The 19,307-nt window shown below is 62.7% G+C and carries 16 protein-coding genes; 13 read left to right on the plus strand and 3 right to left on the minus strand.

Annotated features, from left to right (window positions below):
- Nucleotides 1–392: 392 nt before the first annotated feature.
- The 3 genes from C6Y32_RS01770 to C6Y32_RS01780 form a co-directional block, all read right to left on the minus strand.
- Nucleotides 393–680, minus strand: a complete 288-nt coding sequence (locus tag C6Y32_RS01770; RefSeq protein ID WP_105203440.1) for a hypothetical protein — start codon at nt 678–680, stop codon at nt 393–395.
- 11 nt (nt 681–691) lie between these two features.
- A complete protein-coding gene (locus C6Y32_RS01775) occupies nt 692–1,156 on the minus strand; it encodes a hypothetical protein (protein WP_105203441.1) in 465 nt (154 codons plus the stop codon).
- A 488-nt stretch (nt 1,157–1,644) separates the two neighbouring features.
- The gene (locus tag C6Y32_RS01780; protein WP_105203442.1) at nt 1,645–2,967 is read right to left on the minus strand and encodes an amidohydrolase; all 1,323 of its coding nucleotides are present in this window, start codon (nt 2,965–2,967) and stop codon (nt 1,645–1,647) included.
- 295 nt (nt 2,968–3,262) lie between these two features.
- Between C6Y32_RS01780 and ispD the strand changes: the two genes are divergently transcribed.
- The 13 genes from ispD (at nt 3,263) to C6Y32_RS01845 (ending at nt 19,126) form a co-directional block, all read left to right on the plus strand.
- On the plus strand, nt 3,263–3,961 hold the full coding sequence (gene ispD, locus C6Y32_RS01785; protein WP_105203443.1) for a 2-C-methyl-D-erythritol 4-phosphate cytidylyltransferase: 699 nt from the start codon (nt 3,263–3,265) through the stop codon (nt 3,959–3,961).
- A 73-nt stretch (nt 3,962–4,034) separates the two neighbouring features.
- Entirely contained in the window at nt 4,035–4,550 is a 516-nt protein-coding gene (gene ispF, locus C6Y32_RS01790) for a 2-C-methyl-D-erythritol 2,4-cyclodiphosphate synthase (RefSeq protein WP_105203444.1), read from the plus strand.
- Nucleotides 4,535–5,404 carry a diadenylate cyclase CdaA gene (cdaA, locus tag C6Y32_RS01795; protein WP_243562437.1) on the plus strand — a complete coding sequence of 290 codons (870 nt, stop codon included), beginning with the start codon at nt 4,535–4,537 and terminating at the stop codon, nt 5,402–5,404. The genes ispF and cdaA overlap by 16 nt, the downstream gene beginning before the upstream one ends.
- Nucleotides 5,401–6,672 (plus strand): CdaR family protein, encoded by a 1,272-nt coding sequence (locus C6Y32_RS01800; protein ID WP_105203445.1) that lies wholly within the window; start codon nt 5,401–5,403, stop codon nt 6,670–6,672. Before cdaA ends, C6Y32_RS01800 begins: the two co-directional genes overlap by 4 nt.
- Nucleotides 6,673–6,850: 178 nt before the next feature.
- A complete protein-coding gene (locus tag C6Y32_RS01805; RefSeq protein ID WP_105203446.1) occupies nt 6,851–8,458 on the plus strand; it encodes an NAD(P)/FAD-dependent oxidoreductase in 1,608 nt (535 codons plus the stop codon).
- 178 nt (nt 8,459–8,636) lie between these two features.
- Entirely contained in the window at nt 8,637–10,700 is a 2,064-nt protein-coding gene (gene recJ, locus C6Y32_RS01810) for a single-stranded-DNA-specific exonuclease RecJ (RefSeq protein ID WP_164998082.1), read from the plus strand.
- On the plus strand, nt 10,691–12,877 hold the full coding sequence (locus tag C6Y32_RS01815; protein WP_105203448.1) for a RelA/SpoT family protein: 2,187 nt from the start codon (nt 10,691–10,693) through the stop codon (nt 12,875–12,877). Before recJ ends, C6Y32_RS01815 begins: the two co-directional genes overlap by 10 nt.
- A gap of 30 nt (nt 12,878–12,907) precedes the next feature.
- Entirely contained in the window at nt 12,908–13,372 is a 465-nt protein-coding gene (gene dtd, locus C6Y32_RS01820) for a D-aminoacyl-tRNA deacylase (RefSeq protein WP_105203449.1), read from the plus strand.
- Between the two features lie 80 nt (nt 13,373–13,452).
- Nucleotides 13,453–14,076 carry an MBL fold metallo-hydrolase gene (locus C6Y32_RS01825; protein ID WP_105203450.1) on the plus strand — a complete coding sequence of 208 codons (624 nt, stop codon included), beginning with the start codon at nt 13,453–13,455 and terminating at the stop codon, nt 14,074–14,076.
- An 11-nt stretch (nt 14,077–14,087) separates the two neighbouring features.
- The gene (gene hemZ / locus C6Y32_RS01830; RefSeq protein WP_105203451.1) at nt 14,088–15,563 is read left to right on the plus strand and encodes a coproporphyrinogen dehydrogenase HemZ; all 1,476 of its coding nucleotides are present in this window, start codon (nt 14,088–14,090) and stop codon (nt 15,561–15,563) included.
- Complete coding sequence (locus C6Y32_RS01835) at nt 15,541–16,488, plus strand: nucleoside kinase (protein ID WP_105203452.1); 948 nt, start codon at nt 15,541–15,543, stop codon at nt 16,486–16,488. Before hemZ ends, C6Y32_RS01835 begins: the two co-directional genes overlap by 23 nt.
- Nucleotides 16,489–16,543: 55 nt before the next feature.
- Nucleotides 16,544–16,954 (plus strand): zinc finger Ran-binding domain-containing protein, encoded by a 411-nt coding sequence (locus tag C6Y32_RS01840; RefSeq protein WP_105203453.1) that lies wholly within the window; start codon nt 16,544–16,546, stop codon nt 16,952–16,954.
- A 51-nt stretch (nt 16,955–17,005) separates the two neighbouring features.
- Complete coding sequence (locus C6Y32_RS01845; RefSeq protein ID WP_105203454.1) at nt 17,006–19,126, plus strand: glutamine synthetase III family protein; 2,121 nt, start codon at nt 17,006–17,008, stop codon at nt 19,124–19,126.
- Nucleotides 19,127–19,307 lie beyond the last annotated feature (181 nt).

Below are 19,307 nucleotides of genomic sequence, written 5' to 3' on the forward strand. Positions count from 1 at the left end.
ACTCTACTGTTCCGCCGTCGGGGTTGTAATCGATCGCAGACGGCACGTCGCTGCCGATCAGGTCACAGACAAGATAGTGTTGCTCTGACTGTCGGTCACCGTCTGGCTGATGACATCGCTGCCGGGCACAGTGGTGTCAAACCCGGCAGAGCCGACTCCTTTCTCCTCGACAGTCATGGCGATGGTCCATCGGCCAAAATACTGTCCCCCTGGGCGATGATATCTTTGCTGTTTTGAGAGCTACTGTAAGGGTAGATCAGCCTATCGTCCTAGGCCGCATTGGAGGAGAAGCCGTAGCGGAAATGTCAAATAGGTCTTTGGCGTCCTCCGATGTGAAGCGGCCGCCGTAAGATGGGCCAAGCTGTCGAGATGATCCTGCATGGTATCTGTGATCACTGCGTGGGCGAGGTCGTTGTTGTCGCGTTCTGCTCGGGTGTCGGCAGGGGGAAAGTAGGGTCTGTGGGGGTGACAGCGAGCGGGTCGTTGACCGTAACTGCCTGTGTGGCAGAGGTGTTCCCCGCCGCATCCACCGCCCGATATTTCCCAATTTGGCCGGTAATATAGCTCTTGGCGGCCGCGTCGTAGCCCCCCAACTTCCATATGCCGGAGAAATTGTCTGTCAGGGTCAACTGGCCATCCGCCGCGGCGGTAAAAGCAGGTGCGGTCTTATCGATCTTCATCGTGTCGTCTTTCAGGGCAGATATCTCCTCGGTGTTGGGGTTGTGGGTCTGCAGCTCCAGCTGCTCCCCAGGCAGATCTTCGATGAAAGTCTGGATGGTATTGCCTGGGGTCGGGTAGTGCACTTCGGTGGTGTTTTGTTGTTCATGATGTGGAACTCGCTGCAGTCGCTGGGGAAGAACACGATGGACACATCAGTGTCGTTCCGACCACTTTCGCTGTCTGGGGTGCGGGTGTAGTGGTAATCCTTGCCCGTCTTGCCCCGTTCCTCCACTGGTTTTTTGGAGGCGAGGGGTATCAGATTGATCGGGAAGATCGGGGTGTCGCTCGAGTGGCTCTTGAAACGGAAGAAGTCATCCAGCATCATCTGGCCTACGGTGACTGCCGTCCCTTGGGGGTTGTCCACTACCGCCTTGTAGATGATGATGGTCTCGTCGAGGGAGCAGCTGAAAGGGATGCCCTCGCTGGCGGTGTTCATATTAGGAACCGCCACCCCAGCTTTTACCTGTCGTCCGCGGTACCGTTAGCAGGGCAGAGTTCATCAGCTTGCTATGAGAGGCTTTCACCTTTATCGCCGACTATCAGAACCCCATCTCCGGCGCCAGCCGCATCGAGTGCGGCAACTACCGCGGGCACGACCTCGGGCAGTGCCGCCAGTACGCCCAAAAGATGTGCGGTATGCTGCAAAACTGGAGCGAGGAGCAGCTGACCTGCCTGTCTTAGCACCCATTTTGCCGCAGCGGGTGTGGCGCTCTGCCCAGGCAGCGAAAAAAAAAGCAGTAAAAAAGAGCACCGGCACAGCGAAAGCTGTGCCGGTGCTCTTTTTCAATGACGATACGGCGCGGTACGCCGACCTGGGCCACCGGCAAAAAATCTCGTTAAGCCGGGGTCCTGCCCACCAGAGGAGATTTATTTTGAGTCGCGGTGCGGACTACTCCGTACTGCGCCCCAGAAGCTACCCCTGGCTCACTCAGCCCTCACAAAGTCGCGCCAAAACGCCAGGTAGCTCTCCTTGGTGTAGGTGGGCGCGTAAGCTGCTTTTACCTGTTTGGCACCTTCGGCCCCGTCGGCCAGCAGGTCGATCACGGTGGCCGCCATCATCTTGGCCGGGGCGATGTAGGCCATTTCCTCGTCGTCCACCATAAAGTCGTAGGCGTGGGCGGTGCCGCAAAAGCCCGAGCACACCGGCTGGATGGTGGGGATGAGCAGGCTCAGATCGCCCGCGTCGGTCGAGCCGCCGCCTGCCGGCATCTTCGAGGCGTCGATCACGCTCTTTTCACCGATGAGACCGGCCGCATTTTTCATAAAGTAGCCGTCCATCACCGGGTCGTTCTCCATGGGCAGGTAGCCGGGCAGCTCCACGATCTCCACCTGGGCGCCCACGGCCATGGCTCCGCCTTTCAGGGCATTGTTCACCTTGGCGCTGGCGTCCACGATACCGGCGATGTTGCGCCCCCGCACATAGGTCTCGATGCGCACGTCGGCCGGCACGATATTTACCAGATCGCCGCCTTTGGTGATAATGGGGTGCACGCGAATGCCATCCTCATCTTTAAAGGTCTCGCGCTGGGCATTGATGCCCATCAGCCCCAGCATGGCCGCGTTGAGGGCGTTGATGCCGTCGTGGGGCGCGGCGCCGGCGTGGGCCTCTTTGCCGCGGTACTTCACCAGCTTGCCCACAAAACCCGAGGTGGCCGAGCCCACCGCCGCCAGTTTGCCCGGTGCCCCGGGGAAGGAGTGGACCATCATGGCCATGTCCACGTCGTCGTAGGCCCCCAGCTTGATGAATTCCTGCTTGCCCGACAAAAACTCCACCTGGCCGTCCTGGATCAGCTTCTCCCGGTACTCCAGCTCCACGAACTCCTCGGCCGGCACCGCCATAAATACCGCGTCGCCGTCCAGCTCTTCCATGGCCCCCGACTGGCACAGCCCCATCGCCGCGCCCAGCATGGTGGCGATCTGGGCGTTGTGGCCGCAGGCGTGGGCGGCGCCGGTCTGCTTGTCGCAGCAGGGGTGCATGGGGCTCACCACCGCGTCCAGCTCGCCCATCACCGCCACGGTAGGGCCGTCGGCACGGCCTTTGGCCCGCGCCTTCACGCCGGTAATGGCAATATCTTTCTGGTAGGCAAGACCCAACTCGTCAAAGGTCTTCTGCACCAGCGCGCTGGTCTTAAACTCTTTAAAGCCCAGCTCGGGGTGGTTAAAGATCTCCTTGCCGATGGCGATGATCTTCTCCCGATTCTTATCGATCTGCGCGTAAACGCGCTGTTTCAGTGCCTCTCTGTCCATAGCGGTCTCCTCTTTTCTGCGGCCCGCGCGGCGCTGGCGCCGGCCGGCCCGGTATCTGCTATGCGCCGGTCAGGTCCCGGCGCACGGCGCTTTCTATCACTATACCCCGGCGCCGCCCCACGGCACAAGCGGCCATTTTCATAAACTTTCCCTGCGATTTCTGGCTATTTGCCATACATCGCCCAGCATTGGCGCCGGCCAAATTTTTCTGGCGGCGGGGGCCGGCAGGGGTTTTAAATGCGGCCTGTTTATAGTATACTAAACTTGATTTGGTACGCGTATCGGAGGGGTAGATATGTTCAGAGCGCGCAGAGCGAAATACGAGACCTGGGCCATCCTGGTGGCGGCCGGCAGCGCCAGCCGTATGCAGGGCATCGACAAGCAGCTGTGCGACATCGGCGGCCTGCCCTGTATCGGCCGCAGCATGCTGGCCTTCCAGCAGTGCCGCGATATAACCGGCATCGTGGTGGTCACCCGGCAGGACCTATTTTCCCCGGTACAGGCCATCGCCGCCGACCTGGGGGTCGACAAGCTGCGCCACATCGTCGCCGGGGGGAAGAGCCGCCAGCAGTCGGTGGCCGCCGGCGTCGCCTGCCTGCCGGAGAGCTGCCAGTACATCGCCGTACACGACGGCGCCCGCCCGCTGGTGCGGCCCGATTGTATCACCGAGGTGCTGGCCGACGCCGTCACCTACGGGGCGGCCACTGCCGCCGTGTCGGTCAAAGACACCATCAAGGTGTCCGATGACAGCGGCTTCATCGCCGCCACCCCTGACCGGTCCACCCTCTACAGCTGCCAGACCCCGCAGATCTTCGCCGCCGGTCCCTACCGCCAGGCGCTCGCCGGCGCCGCCGGTCAGGGTCTCGACTTCACCGACGACTGCCAGCTGCTGGAGCACGCCGGCCAAAAGGTCTATCTCTCCCGCGGCGACTACCAGAACATCAAGATCACCACGCCCGAAGACATTGCCCTGGCCGAGAGCTTTCTCGACTAGCGGCCTCTTGGCGGCGTTCACGATATACTGCCGGCGTGGCACCGCCGGCAGCCCTTTGCAGAGAGGAGCGGCTATGCGCATAGGACACGGATACGACGTACACGCCTTGGCGCCCGAACGGGCGCTCATTTTGGGCGGTGTGCAGATAGAATACGAGCGGGGGCTCGCCGGCCATTCCGACGCCGACGTGCTCACCCACGCCGTGATGGACAGCCTGCTGGGCGCCGCCGCCCTGGGCGACATCGGCACCCACTTTCCCGACACCGACGACCGCTACCGCGGGGCCAGCAGCCTGGCGCTGTTGCGCCAGGTGGCTAAACTGCTGACCGAGGCGGGCTACGAGGTGCAGAATATCGACTGTACGCTCATTGCCCAAGCGCCCAAGGTGGCCCCTTACATACCGGCCATGCGCCAAAATATCGCCCGGTGTCTGGGCATCGCCGTCGACCGGGTCGGCGTCAAGGCCACCACTGAGGAGCGCCTGGGCTTTACCGGCCGCGGGGAGGGGATGTCCGCCCACAGCGTCTGCCTGCTAAATGAGCGGTCGTCCGGCCAGAGAGGGGAGGTCACACCGTGCAGCAGATCCTGATGTTTTTCGACTCCATCGTCAGCGTCATCAAAACCATCACTTTTGTCGACGTGCTCGATGTGGCCATCGTCTCCTACATCATCTACATCGCTTTCGTTCTGGTGCGCGAGACCCGCGCCGCCCAGCTCATCAAAGGCGTGGCCATCTTTGTGGTGGCCTATGTGCTGGCCGCTCAGTTCGGCCTGTCCACTTTAAAGTTCCTGCTCAACGCAGTGCTGCAGTTCGGCGTTATCGCCATGGTAGTCATCTTTCAGCCCGAGCTGCGCCGCGCGCTGGAAAAGGTGGGCCGCACCAAGATCGGCAACCTGCAGCTGTTTCGCCAGTCGGCCCCCGACGAGGAGCAGCAGCGCAAGATACGCCGCATGATCATGACGGTGTGCGACGCCGCCGACATGCTCTCCAACAAAAAGACCGGCGCGCTCATCGTGGTGGAGTGCACCACCAAGCTGGGCGAGATCGCCGCCACCGGCACCACGCTCGACGCGGTGCCCAGCGTCGAGCTGTTCGGCAACCTGTTTTTCGTCAACACCCCGCTGCACGACGGCGCCATCATCATGCGCGACGGGCTCATTCACGCCGCCGGCTGTTTTTTGCCGCTGAGCGACAATTTCGAGATCTCTAAAGAGCTGGGTACCCGCCACCGGGCCGCTCTGGGCGTGTCCGAAAATTCCGACGCTATGGTGGTGGTGGTGTCCGAGGAGACCGGCCTCATCTCGGTGGCGCAAAACGGCCACCTGCACCGCGGCATCGAGCGCGACTACCTGCAAAAGCTGCTCTCCAACGAGCTGTTGCCCCAAAGACCTGACGACACCCAGCAGAAAAAGCGGCCGTTTTGGAAGAGGGGGTCGAAATGAAAAAAACGAAAAAACTGGATTTCCAGAAGATGATCGAAAACGGTCTCACCCTCAAGCTGGTGTCGGTGCTGGTGGCCATCCTGCTCTGGTTCGGCGTGGCCATGATCTTTTCACCCACCGTCGACAATGCCCGCATCCGGGGCGTGCCCATCACCATCTCCCCCAACAACGAGACGCTGGCCGGCCTGGGGCTCGAGGCCGTCGGCGGCCAGACTGAAACGGTCACCGTGCGGGTCAAGGGCAGCCGCGAAGTGGTCGGCGCCCTGAAACCGTCCGATATCGTCGTCTCGCCGGTCCTCACCGATGTCACCGGCCCCGGCACCTATACCCTGCAGCTGCGCTGGTCCAAACAAAACGTGATGGACGATTTCGAGATCCTGGGTGTCTCGCCCGAGAAGATGGAGTTCACCTTTGCCCGGGTGGTCAGCAAAAAGCTCACCGTCGAGGCCAAAGCCGTCGGCCTCACCGCCAAAGACGGCTACGTGCTGGGCAAGCCCACCACCGACCCGGTCGAGATCACCGTCAAGGGCCCCGAGGGGACAGTCGATAAGATCGAGCGCTGCGTGGCCACCGTCACCAGCGACACCGTCCTCTCCCGCACCTACAAGGTCCCCGCCGAGCTCACCCTGTACGATGCCGACGGCAACGAGGTGGAAAAGACCGATGCCATGACCTTCGACGTCTCCGATGTCGAGATGACCATCCCGGTGCTCAAAAAGGCCACTCTGCCGCTCAAGGTCAAGTTCCTAAACGCCCCGGCCAGCATCCAGACCGACAAGCTCACCTACGAGCTGTCGGCCAAAGAGATCGATGTGGCCGGTCCCGAAGAGACCATCAGCAAGCTCGAGGCCATCAATGTGGGCTATATCAACCTGCTCGACTTCAAATACGGCGAGGGCTACACCTTCCAGATCGAGCTGCCCAACGGCTTTGTCAATCTCGACAGCTTCGATACCGTGTCGGTCACCTTCGGCGGTGCCTATGCGGGCAAGTCGATCACCGTCAGCAATTTCAGTGTCATCAACCCGCCCTCCAACTGGAACGTCACCGTCACCACCAAGCGCATCTACGGGGTGCAAATGGCGGGCCTGGCCGCCGATATCGCCGCCCTGCAAGAGACCAACGTGGTCGCCGAGATCGACGCCTCCACCATCGATATGAAAGAGGGGCAGTATAACGTCCCGGTCAAGCTCTACGCCACCGACGGCAGCACCGTGTGGGCCGCTGGCAGCTACGAGGCAGTGGTGGAGATCAGCGCCAAAAAGTAGCGGATAAAAAGCTGCTGCGCGGTGAAGACCAGGCTTTTTCAGGCGTATCTGCGCCCACCAGCTCACCGGGTTTACAGAGCCCACAGCGTGTCGCGCGCCGTACACCACCCCCAAAAGCAGTGCTGTCCTGCCGGGCGAGTCCCGGCGGGGCAGTTTTTGAGTAAAAAGGAGTCCCGATTTGTTACTGATATCAGGTATCAAGCTGCCCGTCGGCCGCGACAAGAGCGAGGCGATCACCCGGGCGCTGCACGCGCTGGCCGTGCGCCCCGAACAGGTCCAGGCCGCCCACTTGGCCAAGGTCTCACTGGATGCCCGGCGCCAAAACGCCATGCAGCTGGTTTGCTCGGTCAAGGTGCAGCTGCACACCCCCGCGCAGGAGCAGGCGGCCGCCGCCCGCTGCCCCGCCGCCCGCTTTTATACCGAGGAAGACCCCGTGTTCGCCCCCGCCGGCCCGCCGCTCGGCGATCCGCCAGTGGTGGTGGGGCTGGGTCCGGCCGGCCTGTTTTGCGCGCTGGCGCTGGCCCGGCAGGGCTACCGCCCCATCGTGCTCGAGCGGGGCGGTCCGGTCGAGGACCGCTGCCGCACGGTCGAGCAGTTCTGGCACACCGGCCGGCTCGATGCAAATACCAACGTGCAGTTCGGTGAAGGGGGGGCCGGCACCTTTTCCGACGGCAAGCTCACCACCCGTATCTCCGACAGCCGCTGCCACTACGTGCTGCGCCAGCTGGTGCACTTTGGCGCGCCCGAGCAGATCCTGCACCGGGCCAAACCCCACATCGGCACCGACCTGCTGCGCGATGTGGTGGCCGCCATCCGCCGCGAGATCGTGGCCCTGGGCGGGCAGGTGCACTTCTACTGCCAGCTCGAAAAGCTCTGTACCGACAGCGCCGGCCGCATCTGCGGTGCCGTCGCCGGCGGCCAAAAATTCAGCTGCCAGCAGCTGGTGCTGGCGGTGGGCCACAGCGCCCGCGACACCTTTTTTACCATCTTCGAGCAGGGGGTAAAGGCGGCGCCCAAAGCCTTTTCGGTGGGCCTGCGCGTCGAGCACCTGCAGGCGGATATCGACCGCGGCCTCTACGGGCCGCTGGCCGCCGGTGGACACCGCCACCGCGATCTGCCGGTGGGCGAGTACCAGCTCTCCTGGCGTCAGGGCGACCGGGGGGTGTACACCTTCTGCATGTGCCCCGGCGGTCTGGTGGTTCCCGCCGCCTCCCAGACAGAGATGGTGGTGGTAAACGGCATGAGCGAGTTTGCCCGCGACCGCCAAAACGCCAACAGCGCGGTGGTGGTGTCGGTAGACAGCCGCGATTTTGGCCCCGGGGTAGACGGCGGCATCCGCTTTCAGCAGCAGCTCGAGCGCCGGGCCTACCAGCTGGGGGGCGGCAACTACCGCGCCCCCATCCAAACGGTGGGCCGCTTTTTGCAGGGCGAGCCCGGCGCGCAGCTGGGCCGGGTGGCCCCCAGCTACTGTCTGGGCACCACGCCGGCCGATTTCGGGCAGCTGTTTTCCCCGGATATTTTGCAGATGCTGCGTCAGGGCCTCACCCGCTTTGGTCGCCGCCTGCCCGGGTTCGACGCCCCCGACGCGGTGCTCACCGGGGTCGAGAGCCGCACCTCCTCCCCGGTGCGGCTGCTCCGGGGCGAAGATTGCCAGTCGCTGTCCTGTCCCGGCCTCTATCCCTGCGGCGAAGGGGCCGGCTATGCCGGCGGCATCATGAGCGCCGCTGTCGACGGCATCCGCGTGGCCCAGCAGATCATGCAGCAGGGCCGCCCGCCCCGCCGGTGACCGCACGCGATCGCCGTTACAAGTTGAATACCGGCGCAAAAAATGCTATAATCAGTAGATATCTTTTTGACCAAAAACAGGGCAGACCCGCTGCCCGCCTGCGGGTGTGGCCGGCAGACCGCCGCGGCGCATACAGCGCCGGCAGCTTTGCCGCCGATACCCGAGAGAGTGTGAGAATGTGCGTATACTAAAGTGGGAGTACCCATCCAAAAAACCAAATACCGCCAGCAGCGATCTGGCCGCGTCTACCGGCCTGCCGCCGCTGGTCTGCCGGGTGCTGTGCGCCCGCGGTGTAGACGATGCCGACAAGGTCGAGGCGTACATGGCCGACACCGGCCCGATCGAGAGCCCCTGGGCCCTGGCCGGTATGAAAGAAGCCGTCGCCCGCATCCAGCAGGCTCTCGACCGCGGCGAGCGCATCGCCGTGTTCGGCGATTACGATGCCGACGGCGTCACCTCCACCGTGCTGCTCTACTCCTACCTCGAGATGCTGGGCGCCGATGTCTGCTACTACATCCCCACCCGTGAGGACGACGGCTACGGTCTGTCCTGCGGGGCCATCGACCAGCTGCAGCAAAAAGGGGTGCAGCTCATCATCACGGTAGATAACGGTATCGCCTGCCTGCAGGAAGTCGACTACGCCGCCTCGCTGGGGATCGACGTGGTGGTCACCGACCACCATCAGCCCGGTCAAGAGCTGCCGGCGGCCGCCGCGGTCATCGACCCCTATCGCCGCGACTGCCCCAGCACCTACAAGACTATGGCCGGGGTGGGGGTGGCCTTTAAGCTGGTCTGCGCACTGGAGGATGCAGACCCCCGCGACATGCTCGACGAGCTGGCCCCGCTGGTGGCCATCGGCACCGTGGCCGACGTCATGCCCCTCTGGGGCGAAAACCGCATCATCGTCAAGCAGGGCCTGGCCCAGCTGCCCTACTGCGACAACCCCGGCCTGCTGGCGCTCATCGCCCAGTGCCTCAAAGAACCCGGCGAGATCTCGGCCCAAACGCTGGCTTTCACCATCGTCCCGCGGATCAATGCCGCCGGCCGCATGGGCAGCGCCGAGGTGGCCGTCAAGCTGCTCACCTGTCTCGACGAGGAGGAGGCCGCCGGCTACGTCGAGCAGCTCTGCGGTCAAAACACCCGCCGGCAAGAGGTAGAGGCCCAGATCATCGCCGACGTCGCCCGCCTCGAAAAAGAGCACCCCGAATACTTCTCCCAGCGGGTCATCGTACTCGACGGCGAGGGCTGGCACAAAGGGATCGTGGGCATCGTCTCCTCCCGCATCGTCGACCGCTACGCCAAGCCCTGCATCCTGCTGGTCAAAGACGGCGAGCAGGCCAAGGGTTCCGGCCGCAGCTTCGGCGACTTCTCGCTCTACCAGGCGCTGCAGTACGCCAGCGGGCACCTCGAGCGCTTTGGCGGCCACAAGCTGGCCGCCGGCCTCACCATGAAGAGCCAAAATATCCCCGCCTTCCGCCGCGCCATCAACGAGTACGCGCAAAAAGAGCACCCCTATATGCCGCTGCCCAAGCTGCAGATCGACACCGAGCTGGCCCCGGCCGAGGTGACGCTGGAAAACGTCTATGCGCTCGAGCGGCTGGGCCCCTACGGCCATCAAAACCCCAAGCCCAATTTCGTGCTCGCCGGCTGTTCTATCGAGGGCATCTTTCCCATCAGTCACGACAAGCACCTGCGTCTCAAGCTCAAAAAAGACGGCCAAACTCTGTTTGCAGTCTACTTTCGCATGTCCACCAAAGACTTCGGCTACAAGGTGGGCGACGTGGTAGACATTGCCGTCACCCTCGACAGCTACCAGTACCTGGGGGAGGAGAGCGTCTCTATCAAGGTAAAAGACATCCACCCCCGCCCGCTGCCGCCCGATATCTACCGCCACATCGGCATCTATCAAAAAATGCAGCTGTGCGAGCCGCTCTCCGACGAGGAGATGGCTCTCACCGGCGCCACCCGGCAGGATATTGGCCTGGTCTATAAGGCGGTGCTGTACTATGGCGGTCAGGTGGGCGACCCCATCGTTTTTTACGCCAAGATCTGCCACAAGGGCATCTCCTACAGCAAGATGATGCTGGCGCTGTCGGGGCTCTGCGATCTGGGCATCTTAAAGCCGGCGACCAGCGGCGCCGCGCGCTGCCTGCGGGTAGACCGCGGCGTGCGCGCCGACCTGGGCCGCTCGGCGGTATATCGATCTTTTTGTGAAAAAAGGACTGCACAGTTATGGATATAATGCGTTTTGAAGACCTCGAAAAGACGCTGCAGGAGAGCGAGAAGAGCTACGACCTGCCCCTCATCGAAAAGGCCTATCACCTGGCCGATAACGCCCATGCCGGGCAGATGCGGCTGTCGGGCGAGCCGTATATCACCCACCCGCTGCACGTGGCGGCGCTGCTCGTCGAGCTGGGCATGGATACCGACTGTATCGTGGCCGCCCTGCTGCACGACGTCATCGAGGATACCGATACCCCGCTGGAGGCGGTGAAAAAGACCTTTGGCGAAGACGTGGCGCTGCTGGTCGATGGGGTTACCAAGCTGGGCAAGATCCAGTTCACCACCCGTGAGGACGAGCAGGCCGAGAACGTGCGCAAAATGCTCCTGGCCATGAGTCAGGATATCCGGGTCATCCTCATCAAGCTGTGCGACCGGCTGCACAACATGCGCACCCTCGATGCCAAGCCCCCGCAAAAACAGCGCGACACCTCGCTCGAGACCATGGAGGTCTATGCCCCCATCGCCCACCGGCTGGGCATCACCACCGTCAAAGAGGAGCTGGAGGACACTGCCTTAAAGTACCTCGACCCCTTTGGCTACCAGCAGATCCAGAAATACCTGGCCGAGAACAAGATGGACCAGGAGGGCTTTTTGCAGACCATCACCGGCCGCATCCGCGAGCGCCTGGCCGACTACACCGACGTCATCGAGATATCCGGCCGCATGAAGTCGGTCTACGGCATCTACCGCAAGGTGTTCATCGCCGGCAAAAATTTCGACGAGATCTACGACATCGTGGCGGTGCGCATCCTCTGCAACACCGTCAACGAGTGCTATAACATCCTGGGCCTCATGCACGACCTGTTCAGGCCCATCCCCAACCGCTTTAAAGACTATATCTCCACCCCCAAGCCCAACATGTACCAGTCGCTGCACACCACCGTCATCTCCAAAGAGCGCATGCCGTTCGAGATCCAGATACGCACCTACGAGATGCACCACACCGCCGAGTACGGCATCGCCGCTCACTGGAAGTACAAGGCCGGCATCCGCGGCGGCGGCAGCGACAAGATGGACGAGCGCCTGGCCTGGATCCGCCAGCTGCTCGAGGCGCAAAAAGAGTCCGAGGACGCCCGCGACCTCATCCGCAGCATCAAGAGCGACCTGGCCATCGAGGAGGTCTACGCCTTCACCCCGAAAGGAGATGTCAAGAGCCTGCCCAAAGGCTCCACGGTCATCGACTTCGCCTACGCCATCCACTCCGGGGTGGGCAACGCCATGGTCGGGGCCAAGGTGGACGGCCGCATCGTCTCGCTGGACTACCAGATCCAAAACGGCGAGATCATCGAGATCATCACCTCCAAATCCCCCGGCCGCGGTCCCAGCCGCGACTGGCTCAAGATCGTGCGCACCAGCGAGGCCCGCAACAAGATCCGCAACTGGTTCAAAAAGACCCAGCGGGAGGAGAACATCCTCGAGGGCAAGATCGAGGTGGAGCGCGAATTCAAGCGCAACCAGATAAGTGCCGACGACAAGATGCTCGAGGAGCTGCTGGCCGGCACCTACAAAAAGTACCAGCTCTCCAGCCTGGACGACTTCTATGCCGCCCTGGGCTACGGCGGCATCAGTCTCACCCGGCTCATGCCCCGCATCAAAGAGGCCTACAACAAAATGGTCAAGCCGGCCGAGCCGGTCATGCAAAAGCAGGATGTGCCCATCACCAGACCGCGGCGCTCCTCCTCGGGCGGTGTCGAGGTCGAGGGGATCGACAACTGTCTGATCAAGTTCGCCAAGTGCTGTAACCCCCTGCCCGGCGACAACATCGTCGGCTTCATCACCCGCGGCTTCGGCGTCTCGGTCCACAAGAGCGACTGCCCCAACGTGCTGGCCGCCCAAAACCTGGAGGAGAACAGCCAGCGCTGGGTCAACGTCCGCTGGAGCGCCTCCAACCAGGATTCGTTCAAATCCACCCTCGAGGTGGTGGGTCTCGATCGGCAGGGCCTGTTCGCCGATATCTCGGTGGCGCTGTCGGCCATGCGGGTGCCCATCTACGCCATCAACGCCCGCAGCCTGGGCAACGGCTACGCGGTGGTGGTGATCACCGTGGGCATCACCAATCTGGAGCACCTGAACAGCATTACCGCCCGCCTGAAAAAGATCCAGGGGGTCGAGAGCGTGGAGCGCGCCAAGCAGTAGCGCCCCACACGCAAGAGAGGTACGATCTATATGAGAGCAGTTTTGCAGCGGGTTTCCCGCGCGTCTATCGATATCGACCACAGCGAACACTACGACCTGCCAAATGGCGGCCTGGTGGTGCTGTTTGGCGTCGAGGAGGGGGATCGGGCCGACTATGTGCCCGCCTTCTGCCAAAAGATCGCCAACCTGCGCATCTTTGAAGATCAGGCCGGCAAGCTCAACCTGTCGCTCCTAGATAGGGACCTGGGGGTACTGGCAGTGCCCAACTTTACCCTGGCCGCCGACTGCGCCAAGGGCCGCCGCCCCTCGTTTGGCCGCAGCGCCGCCCCCGACTTTGCCCGCCAGTGTTTTTTAGATCTGGTGCAGGGCTTTACCCAGCTGGGGGTGTCTCCCACAGTGAGCGGAAGGTTCGGCTCCGACATGCAGATAGAGCTGGTCAACGACGGCCCGGTGACCATCGTGCTCGACTCAAAAGATATCATCCGCGGCGCTTGAGGGCACGCAGCGCCCCGGCCGCACACAGTCAAATTCAGAGAGGAGAGCCCCGCCGCCGGCGCGCGGGGCAAAAAGCAGCTATGGAGATCGGTATGATGCCTTTGGGCGTTATGGGGACCAACTGTTACCTGGTATTCGACGACCAAAAACAGGGGGTGCTCATCGACCCCGGTGCCAACGCCACTTTTATCTTAAACGCCATCCAGGAGCAGGGGGTCACCCTGCACTACATTCTGCTCACCCACGGCCACTTCGACCATGTGGGCGCCCTGGAAGAGGTGCGCCGGGCTACCGGGGCCCCGGTGGCCATCCACCAAGACGACGCCTACCGCCTGCCCCAGGTAGATAAAGAGGGGGCCCGCTTTGGCGTCTACACCGCGCCTCAGCAGCCGGCCGACCTGCTGCTAAAAGACGAGCAGACCCTCGAGGCAGGGGACCTGCAGCTGCGCATCCTGCACACCCCCGGCCACACCGAGGGCGGCATCACCATCCTCTGCGGCCAGGCGATGTTCACCGGCGATACCCTGTTTTGCGACGGGGTGGGCCGCACCGACCTGCCCGGCGGCGACGAGCTCGAGCTGCACAACTCGCTGGTGCGCATCGCCAGCTTTTGCGACAACTATGCGGTCTATCCTGGCCACGGCGACGTGACCAACCTCGACCGCGAAAAAGAGGCGAACCCCTATCTGGGCGGCGCGCTGTAGTGGGTGCATCTATGAAGATACTGATCCTGGGCCACAAGCTCCAGTACGAGATACAAAACGTCACCGCCGCCTTTCACCCCGGTCAAAAACTCGAGACGGTGTATGAAAAACAGCCCGATTGGGATGTGCTCACCTACCTGCGCGCCGGCCGGCAAAACAGCTACCTGCTATTGCTGGTCAAGACAGAGAGCGGCATTTTGCGCTACCACCGCCGGGTGCCAAACAGCGGCGAGCGCTACAAGCAGCGGTGCGAGACCGCCTTTGGCCAAATGCTCTACACCGCCTACTCCAGTCTCACCGGGGTGGTGCCCAAGTGGGGCATCCTCACCGGGGTGCGGCCGGTCAAAAATCTGCAGCAGCACATGGCTGCCGGCTGCGACGAGCCCGCCCTGCGCCAGCTCTTCTACGGCGACTACAGGGTCTCCCCCGAAAAGTTCGACCTGGCCTACCAGACGGCTATGGTGCAAAAACAAGTGCTGTCCCCGGTAGACCTGCGCGATGTGAGTCTCTATGTCTCCATCCCCTTTTGCCCCAGCCGCTGTCTCTACTGCTCTTTTGTGTCCCACTCCATCGAAAAGAGCCATAAACTGGTAGAGCCCTATCTGCAACTGCTGCTGCAGGAGATCGCGCTCACCTTCGATCTCATCGACAAGCTGGGCCTGCACCTCAAAACGGTGTATATCGGCGGCGGCACCCCTACCACCTTGTCGGCTCAGCAGATGGACCGCCTGCTGGCGGCTATCTTCGCCCGTATCCACCACCCGCTCGAGGAGTGCACCGTCGAGGCCGGCCGCCCCGACACCATCGACCTCGAAAAGCTGCAGGTCATGCGCCGCTGGCCGGTCACCCGGGTCAACATAAACCCCCAGACCCTCAGCGACCAGGTGCTGCAAAACATCGGCCGCCGGCACTCGGCTGCCCAGACCATCGAGAGCTTTCACCAGGCCCGGCAGGCGGGTTTTGACAACATCAATATGGATCTCATCGCCGGCCTGCCCGGCGACAGCTATCAGGGCTTTTGTGCCACCCTCGACCGAGTGCTCGACCTGGACCCCGAAAACATCACCGTACACACGCTCTCGGTCAAGCGCTCGGCCGACTTAAAGTACTCGCAGATGGTCCGCTACAGCGCCCAGGACCTGCCGGTCGAGGCCATGCTCACCTACACCGTCGAGCGGCTGGTGGGGGAGAGCGGCTACCGCCCCTACTACATGTACCGGCAAAAAAATACGCTCTCCAACCTCGAGAACGTCGGCTATGCCAAGCCCGGCACCGAGGGGCTCTACAACATCTACATGATGGAGGAGCTGCACACCACCATCGGCTGCGGCGCCGGCTCGGTGACCAAGATGGTCGACCCCCGCAAAAACCTCATCCAGCGCAGCTTCAACTTCAAGTACCCGCTGGAATACACCAAGAACTTCAGCGAGATCTGCAGCAGAAAACACAGCCTGGAGGTATTTTATGGAGACCTTTTCCAAGTATAACATCCTGGCCGACGACATCGACCGCCTGGCCCGCCAGGACCCGGCGGCGCTGGTGTCCCAGTGCGACAGCCGCTACACCGCCGCGCTCGACGGTGTGGCCGCCCGCGTAAAGGCCCAGCGCGCAGAAAAGCACATCGTCATGCTCGCCGGCCCCTCGGCCTCGGGCAAAACGACCACCGCCCACCAGCTGGCCGCGCGGCTGCAAAAGATCGGCGTCGGCTCCGAGGTCATCAGTCTCGATGATTTCTACCTTCCCCGCTCCCAGTGCCCGGTGCGCGACGACGGCACCGTAGACGTTGAGACGGTACACGCCCTCGACCTGCCGGTGGTCAACCGCTGCTTAAAAGAGGTGACCGAGACCGGCCGCGCGCTGTTCCCGGTGTTCGATTTTCAAAAAGGCGGCCGGCTGGACGACTGGCGCGAGGTGGATCTCGACCGCAGCGAGGTGCTCATCGTCGAGGGCATCCACGCTCTCAATCCGCTGCTCACCGAGCTGGTACAGGGCCGCTACAGCACCCTGTACGCCACCGCGCAGGACCGCTATATGCTGGGAGATGTGACGCTGAGCACCAACGACCTGCGCTTCGTGCGCCGCATCGTCCGCGACAGCTGGAGCCGCGGCACCGACGGCGCCACCACCGTCGACTTCTGGCCCTACGTCTGTGAGGGGGAGTTTTTGTACATCAAGCCGTTTCGCTCCACCTGCGACTACTATGTAAACACCGCTTTCGGCTACGAGCCGGGGCTCTACCAGTCCTACCTGCAAGCGATCCTGCAGACGATGGACCAGCAGAGCGCCCAGGCGGCCAAGGTGCGGGGCATCCTGCAAAAACTGCGGGCTTTCACCCCCATCGGCGCTGCGCTCATCGCCCCTGCGGCGATGGTCCGCGAATTTATCGGCCCCGCCGCTAAAACACAAGTATAGGCGCCGCCCGGCCGCTGGCGGCTGGGCAGCACGGCAGAAAAAGGAGGTCACGCTCATGGGATTTTGGGATGAACTGGTCGACAAGACCAAACAGGTCGGCGAGGTAGCCGGCAACAAGGCCGACGAACTGGTGCAAAAGGGCAAGATCAAGTACCAGCTCGAAAAACTCACCTACACGCTCAAGGGCCAGCAGCGCAAGCTGGGCTCGCTGGTATACGGCATGCACCGGGCCGGCACCCAAAACGACAAACTGCTGGAACAGTGCTACCGCGAGATCGATGCCACCTTGGCTGAGATGCGCCGCGCCCGCAGCGAGCTCAACGAGATAAACGTCAAGGTCAACTGCCCCAAATGCGGTTTTTTAAACGAGCCCGATGCCAGCTACTGTATCAGCTGCGGCTACCAGCTCATCAGCGAGCCCGACGACCCCGCCCAGCCCCAGAGCGCTGGCGGCCCGTCGGCCTGAGCGCCCCGCCCGTCATCTTTACCCGAGACCCAAGCGGCAAGGAGAGTATCTATGAGAAATGATCAGCCCAGCGCCTATCCCATCGACTTTTTCGGCGAGAATGTCTTTGACGACGAGACCATGCAGCGCTACATCCCCTTCGAGAGTTACCGCCAGCTCAAAGAGGTCATCGAGCAGGGCGGCCAGCTGCACTCGTCGCTGGCCGATGTGGTGGCTGAAGGCATGAAGGAGTGGGCCATCGCCAAAGGGGCCACCCACTACACCCACTGGTTCCAGCCCCTCAACGGCTTCACCGCCGAAAAGCACGAGTCGTTCATCTCCCCCACCGAGGGGGGCGGCGTCATCACCGCCTTCTCGGGCAAAATGCTCATCAAGGGCGAGTCCGACGCCTCCAGCTTTCCCTCCGGCGGCCTGCGCGCCACCTTCGAGGCCCGCGGCTACACCATGTGGGACTGTACCTCGCCGGTCTTTTTAAAGGAAGATAAGTCCGGGGTCACCCTGTGCATCCCCACTGCCTTCTGCTCCTACACCGGCGAGGCGCTGGACGAAAAGACCCCGCTGCTGCGCTCGCTGGTGGCCGTCGACGAGCAGGCCCGCAAAGTGCTGACGCTGTTTGGCCACCTCGATACCCGCCGGGTCAGCCCCTCGGTGGGGGCCGAGCAGGAGTACTTCCTCATCGACCGCAGCCACCTAAAAAAGCGGCTCGACTTAAAGTTCACCGGCCGCACCCTGTTTGGCGCCCGGCCGCCCAAGTGCCAGGAGCTGGAGGACCACTACTACGGCAACTTAAACGAGAAGATCTCTTCCTTTATGAAAGAGCTCGACTACGAGCTGTGGAAGGTGGGGGTCACCGCCAAGACCAAGCACAACGAGGCGGCCCCCTCCCAGCACGAGCTGGCGCCGGTATTCTCCGCCGTCAACATCGCCGCCGACCAGAACCAGATCATCATGGAGACGCTGCACAAGGTGGCCGCCCGCCACGATCTGTGCTGCCTGCTGCACGAAAAGCCCTTCGACTACATAAACGGCTCCGGCAAGCACAACAACTGGTCGCTGAGCACCGACGACGGCCAAAACCTGTTCGAGCCCGGCAACACCCCCTACGAGAACATGCAGTTTCTGCTCATGCTCTCGGCGGTCATCAAAGCTGTCGACGAGTACAGCGGCCTGCTGCGGCTGGCCACCGCCAGCTACACCAACGACTGCCGCCTGGGCGGGTACGAGGCCCCGCCGGCCATCATCTCCATGTTTTTAGGAAGCGATATCCAGCGCATTCTCGAGACCATCGCCAGCGGCGATCAAAAGCCCGAGGGCTACCAGCGCAAGGTGATGGATATGGGGGTCGGCACCCTGCCCAAGCTGCACGTCGACTCCTCCGACCGCAACCGCACCTCGCCGTTTGCCTTTACCGGCAACAAGTTCGAGTTCCGCATGCTGGGTTCCTCCATGTCCATCTCCTGGGTCAACACGGTGCTCAATACCATCACCGCCGACGTGCTCTCCGAGATCTACGACCGTCTGCGCGCCTGCAAGGATTTCGACCTGGAGGTAAACGCCATCATCCGCGAGATCTATCAGGATCACGGCCGCATCATCTTTAACGGCAACGGCTACGCCGGCGATTGGGAGTCCGAGGCCCGCCGCCGCGGTCTGCCGGTAGTGCCGGATACCGTCAGCGCCGCCGAGGTGCTCAAGTCCTCCGCCGTCATCGACATGTTCGCCAAATTCTCGGTGCACTCCAAAGAGGAGCTCATGGCCCGCTACGAGATCATCCTCGAGACCTACAGCAAAAAGGCGGCGATCGAGGCCAAGACCATGCTCACCATGTGTCGCCGCCAGATCCTGCCGGCGGTCAGGGCCTATCTGGCCCAGCAGTCCCGCCAGCTGGCCGATACCCAGTCCGCCGGTCTGGACGTAGATTACCTGCGGGTACACGTCGACGAGATCGCGGCGCTGGTGCGCTCGCTCATCGCCCAGACCGATGCGCTGGCCGCCGTCACCGCCGGTATCGGCGACTACTGCGATCCGGCCACCGCCACCTACTGCCGCGACGCGCTGCTGCCGGCTATGCGCCAGCTGCGCCACACCGCCGACTGCCTGGAGGAGAAAGTCGACGCCCGCTTCTGGCCCATCCCCACCTACGACGAGATCCTCTTCGACGAGCAGGGTTAGCCCCGCCGCCCCGCTCCCCCTTGACAGCTGTCGGCAAACGCCGTATAGTTTACCCATACAACACACAACGCAACGCACAACGCACAACACGCGAGCACAGCAAAGGCGCTTTGACCCTCTCCCGGGCCGGAGCGCTTTTTTGCAAACACGCCGCCAGTCGGCCCGTAAAAAAGGAGGTACC

Origin of the sequence: Neobittarella massiliensis (ex Bilen et al. 2018) (assembly GCF_900289145.1) — a bacterium.
Lineage (GTDB): Bacteria > Bacillota > Clostridia > Oscillospirales > Ruminococcaceae > Neobittarella > Neobittarella massiliensis.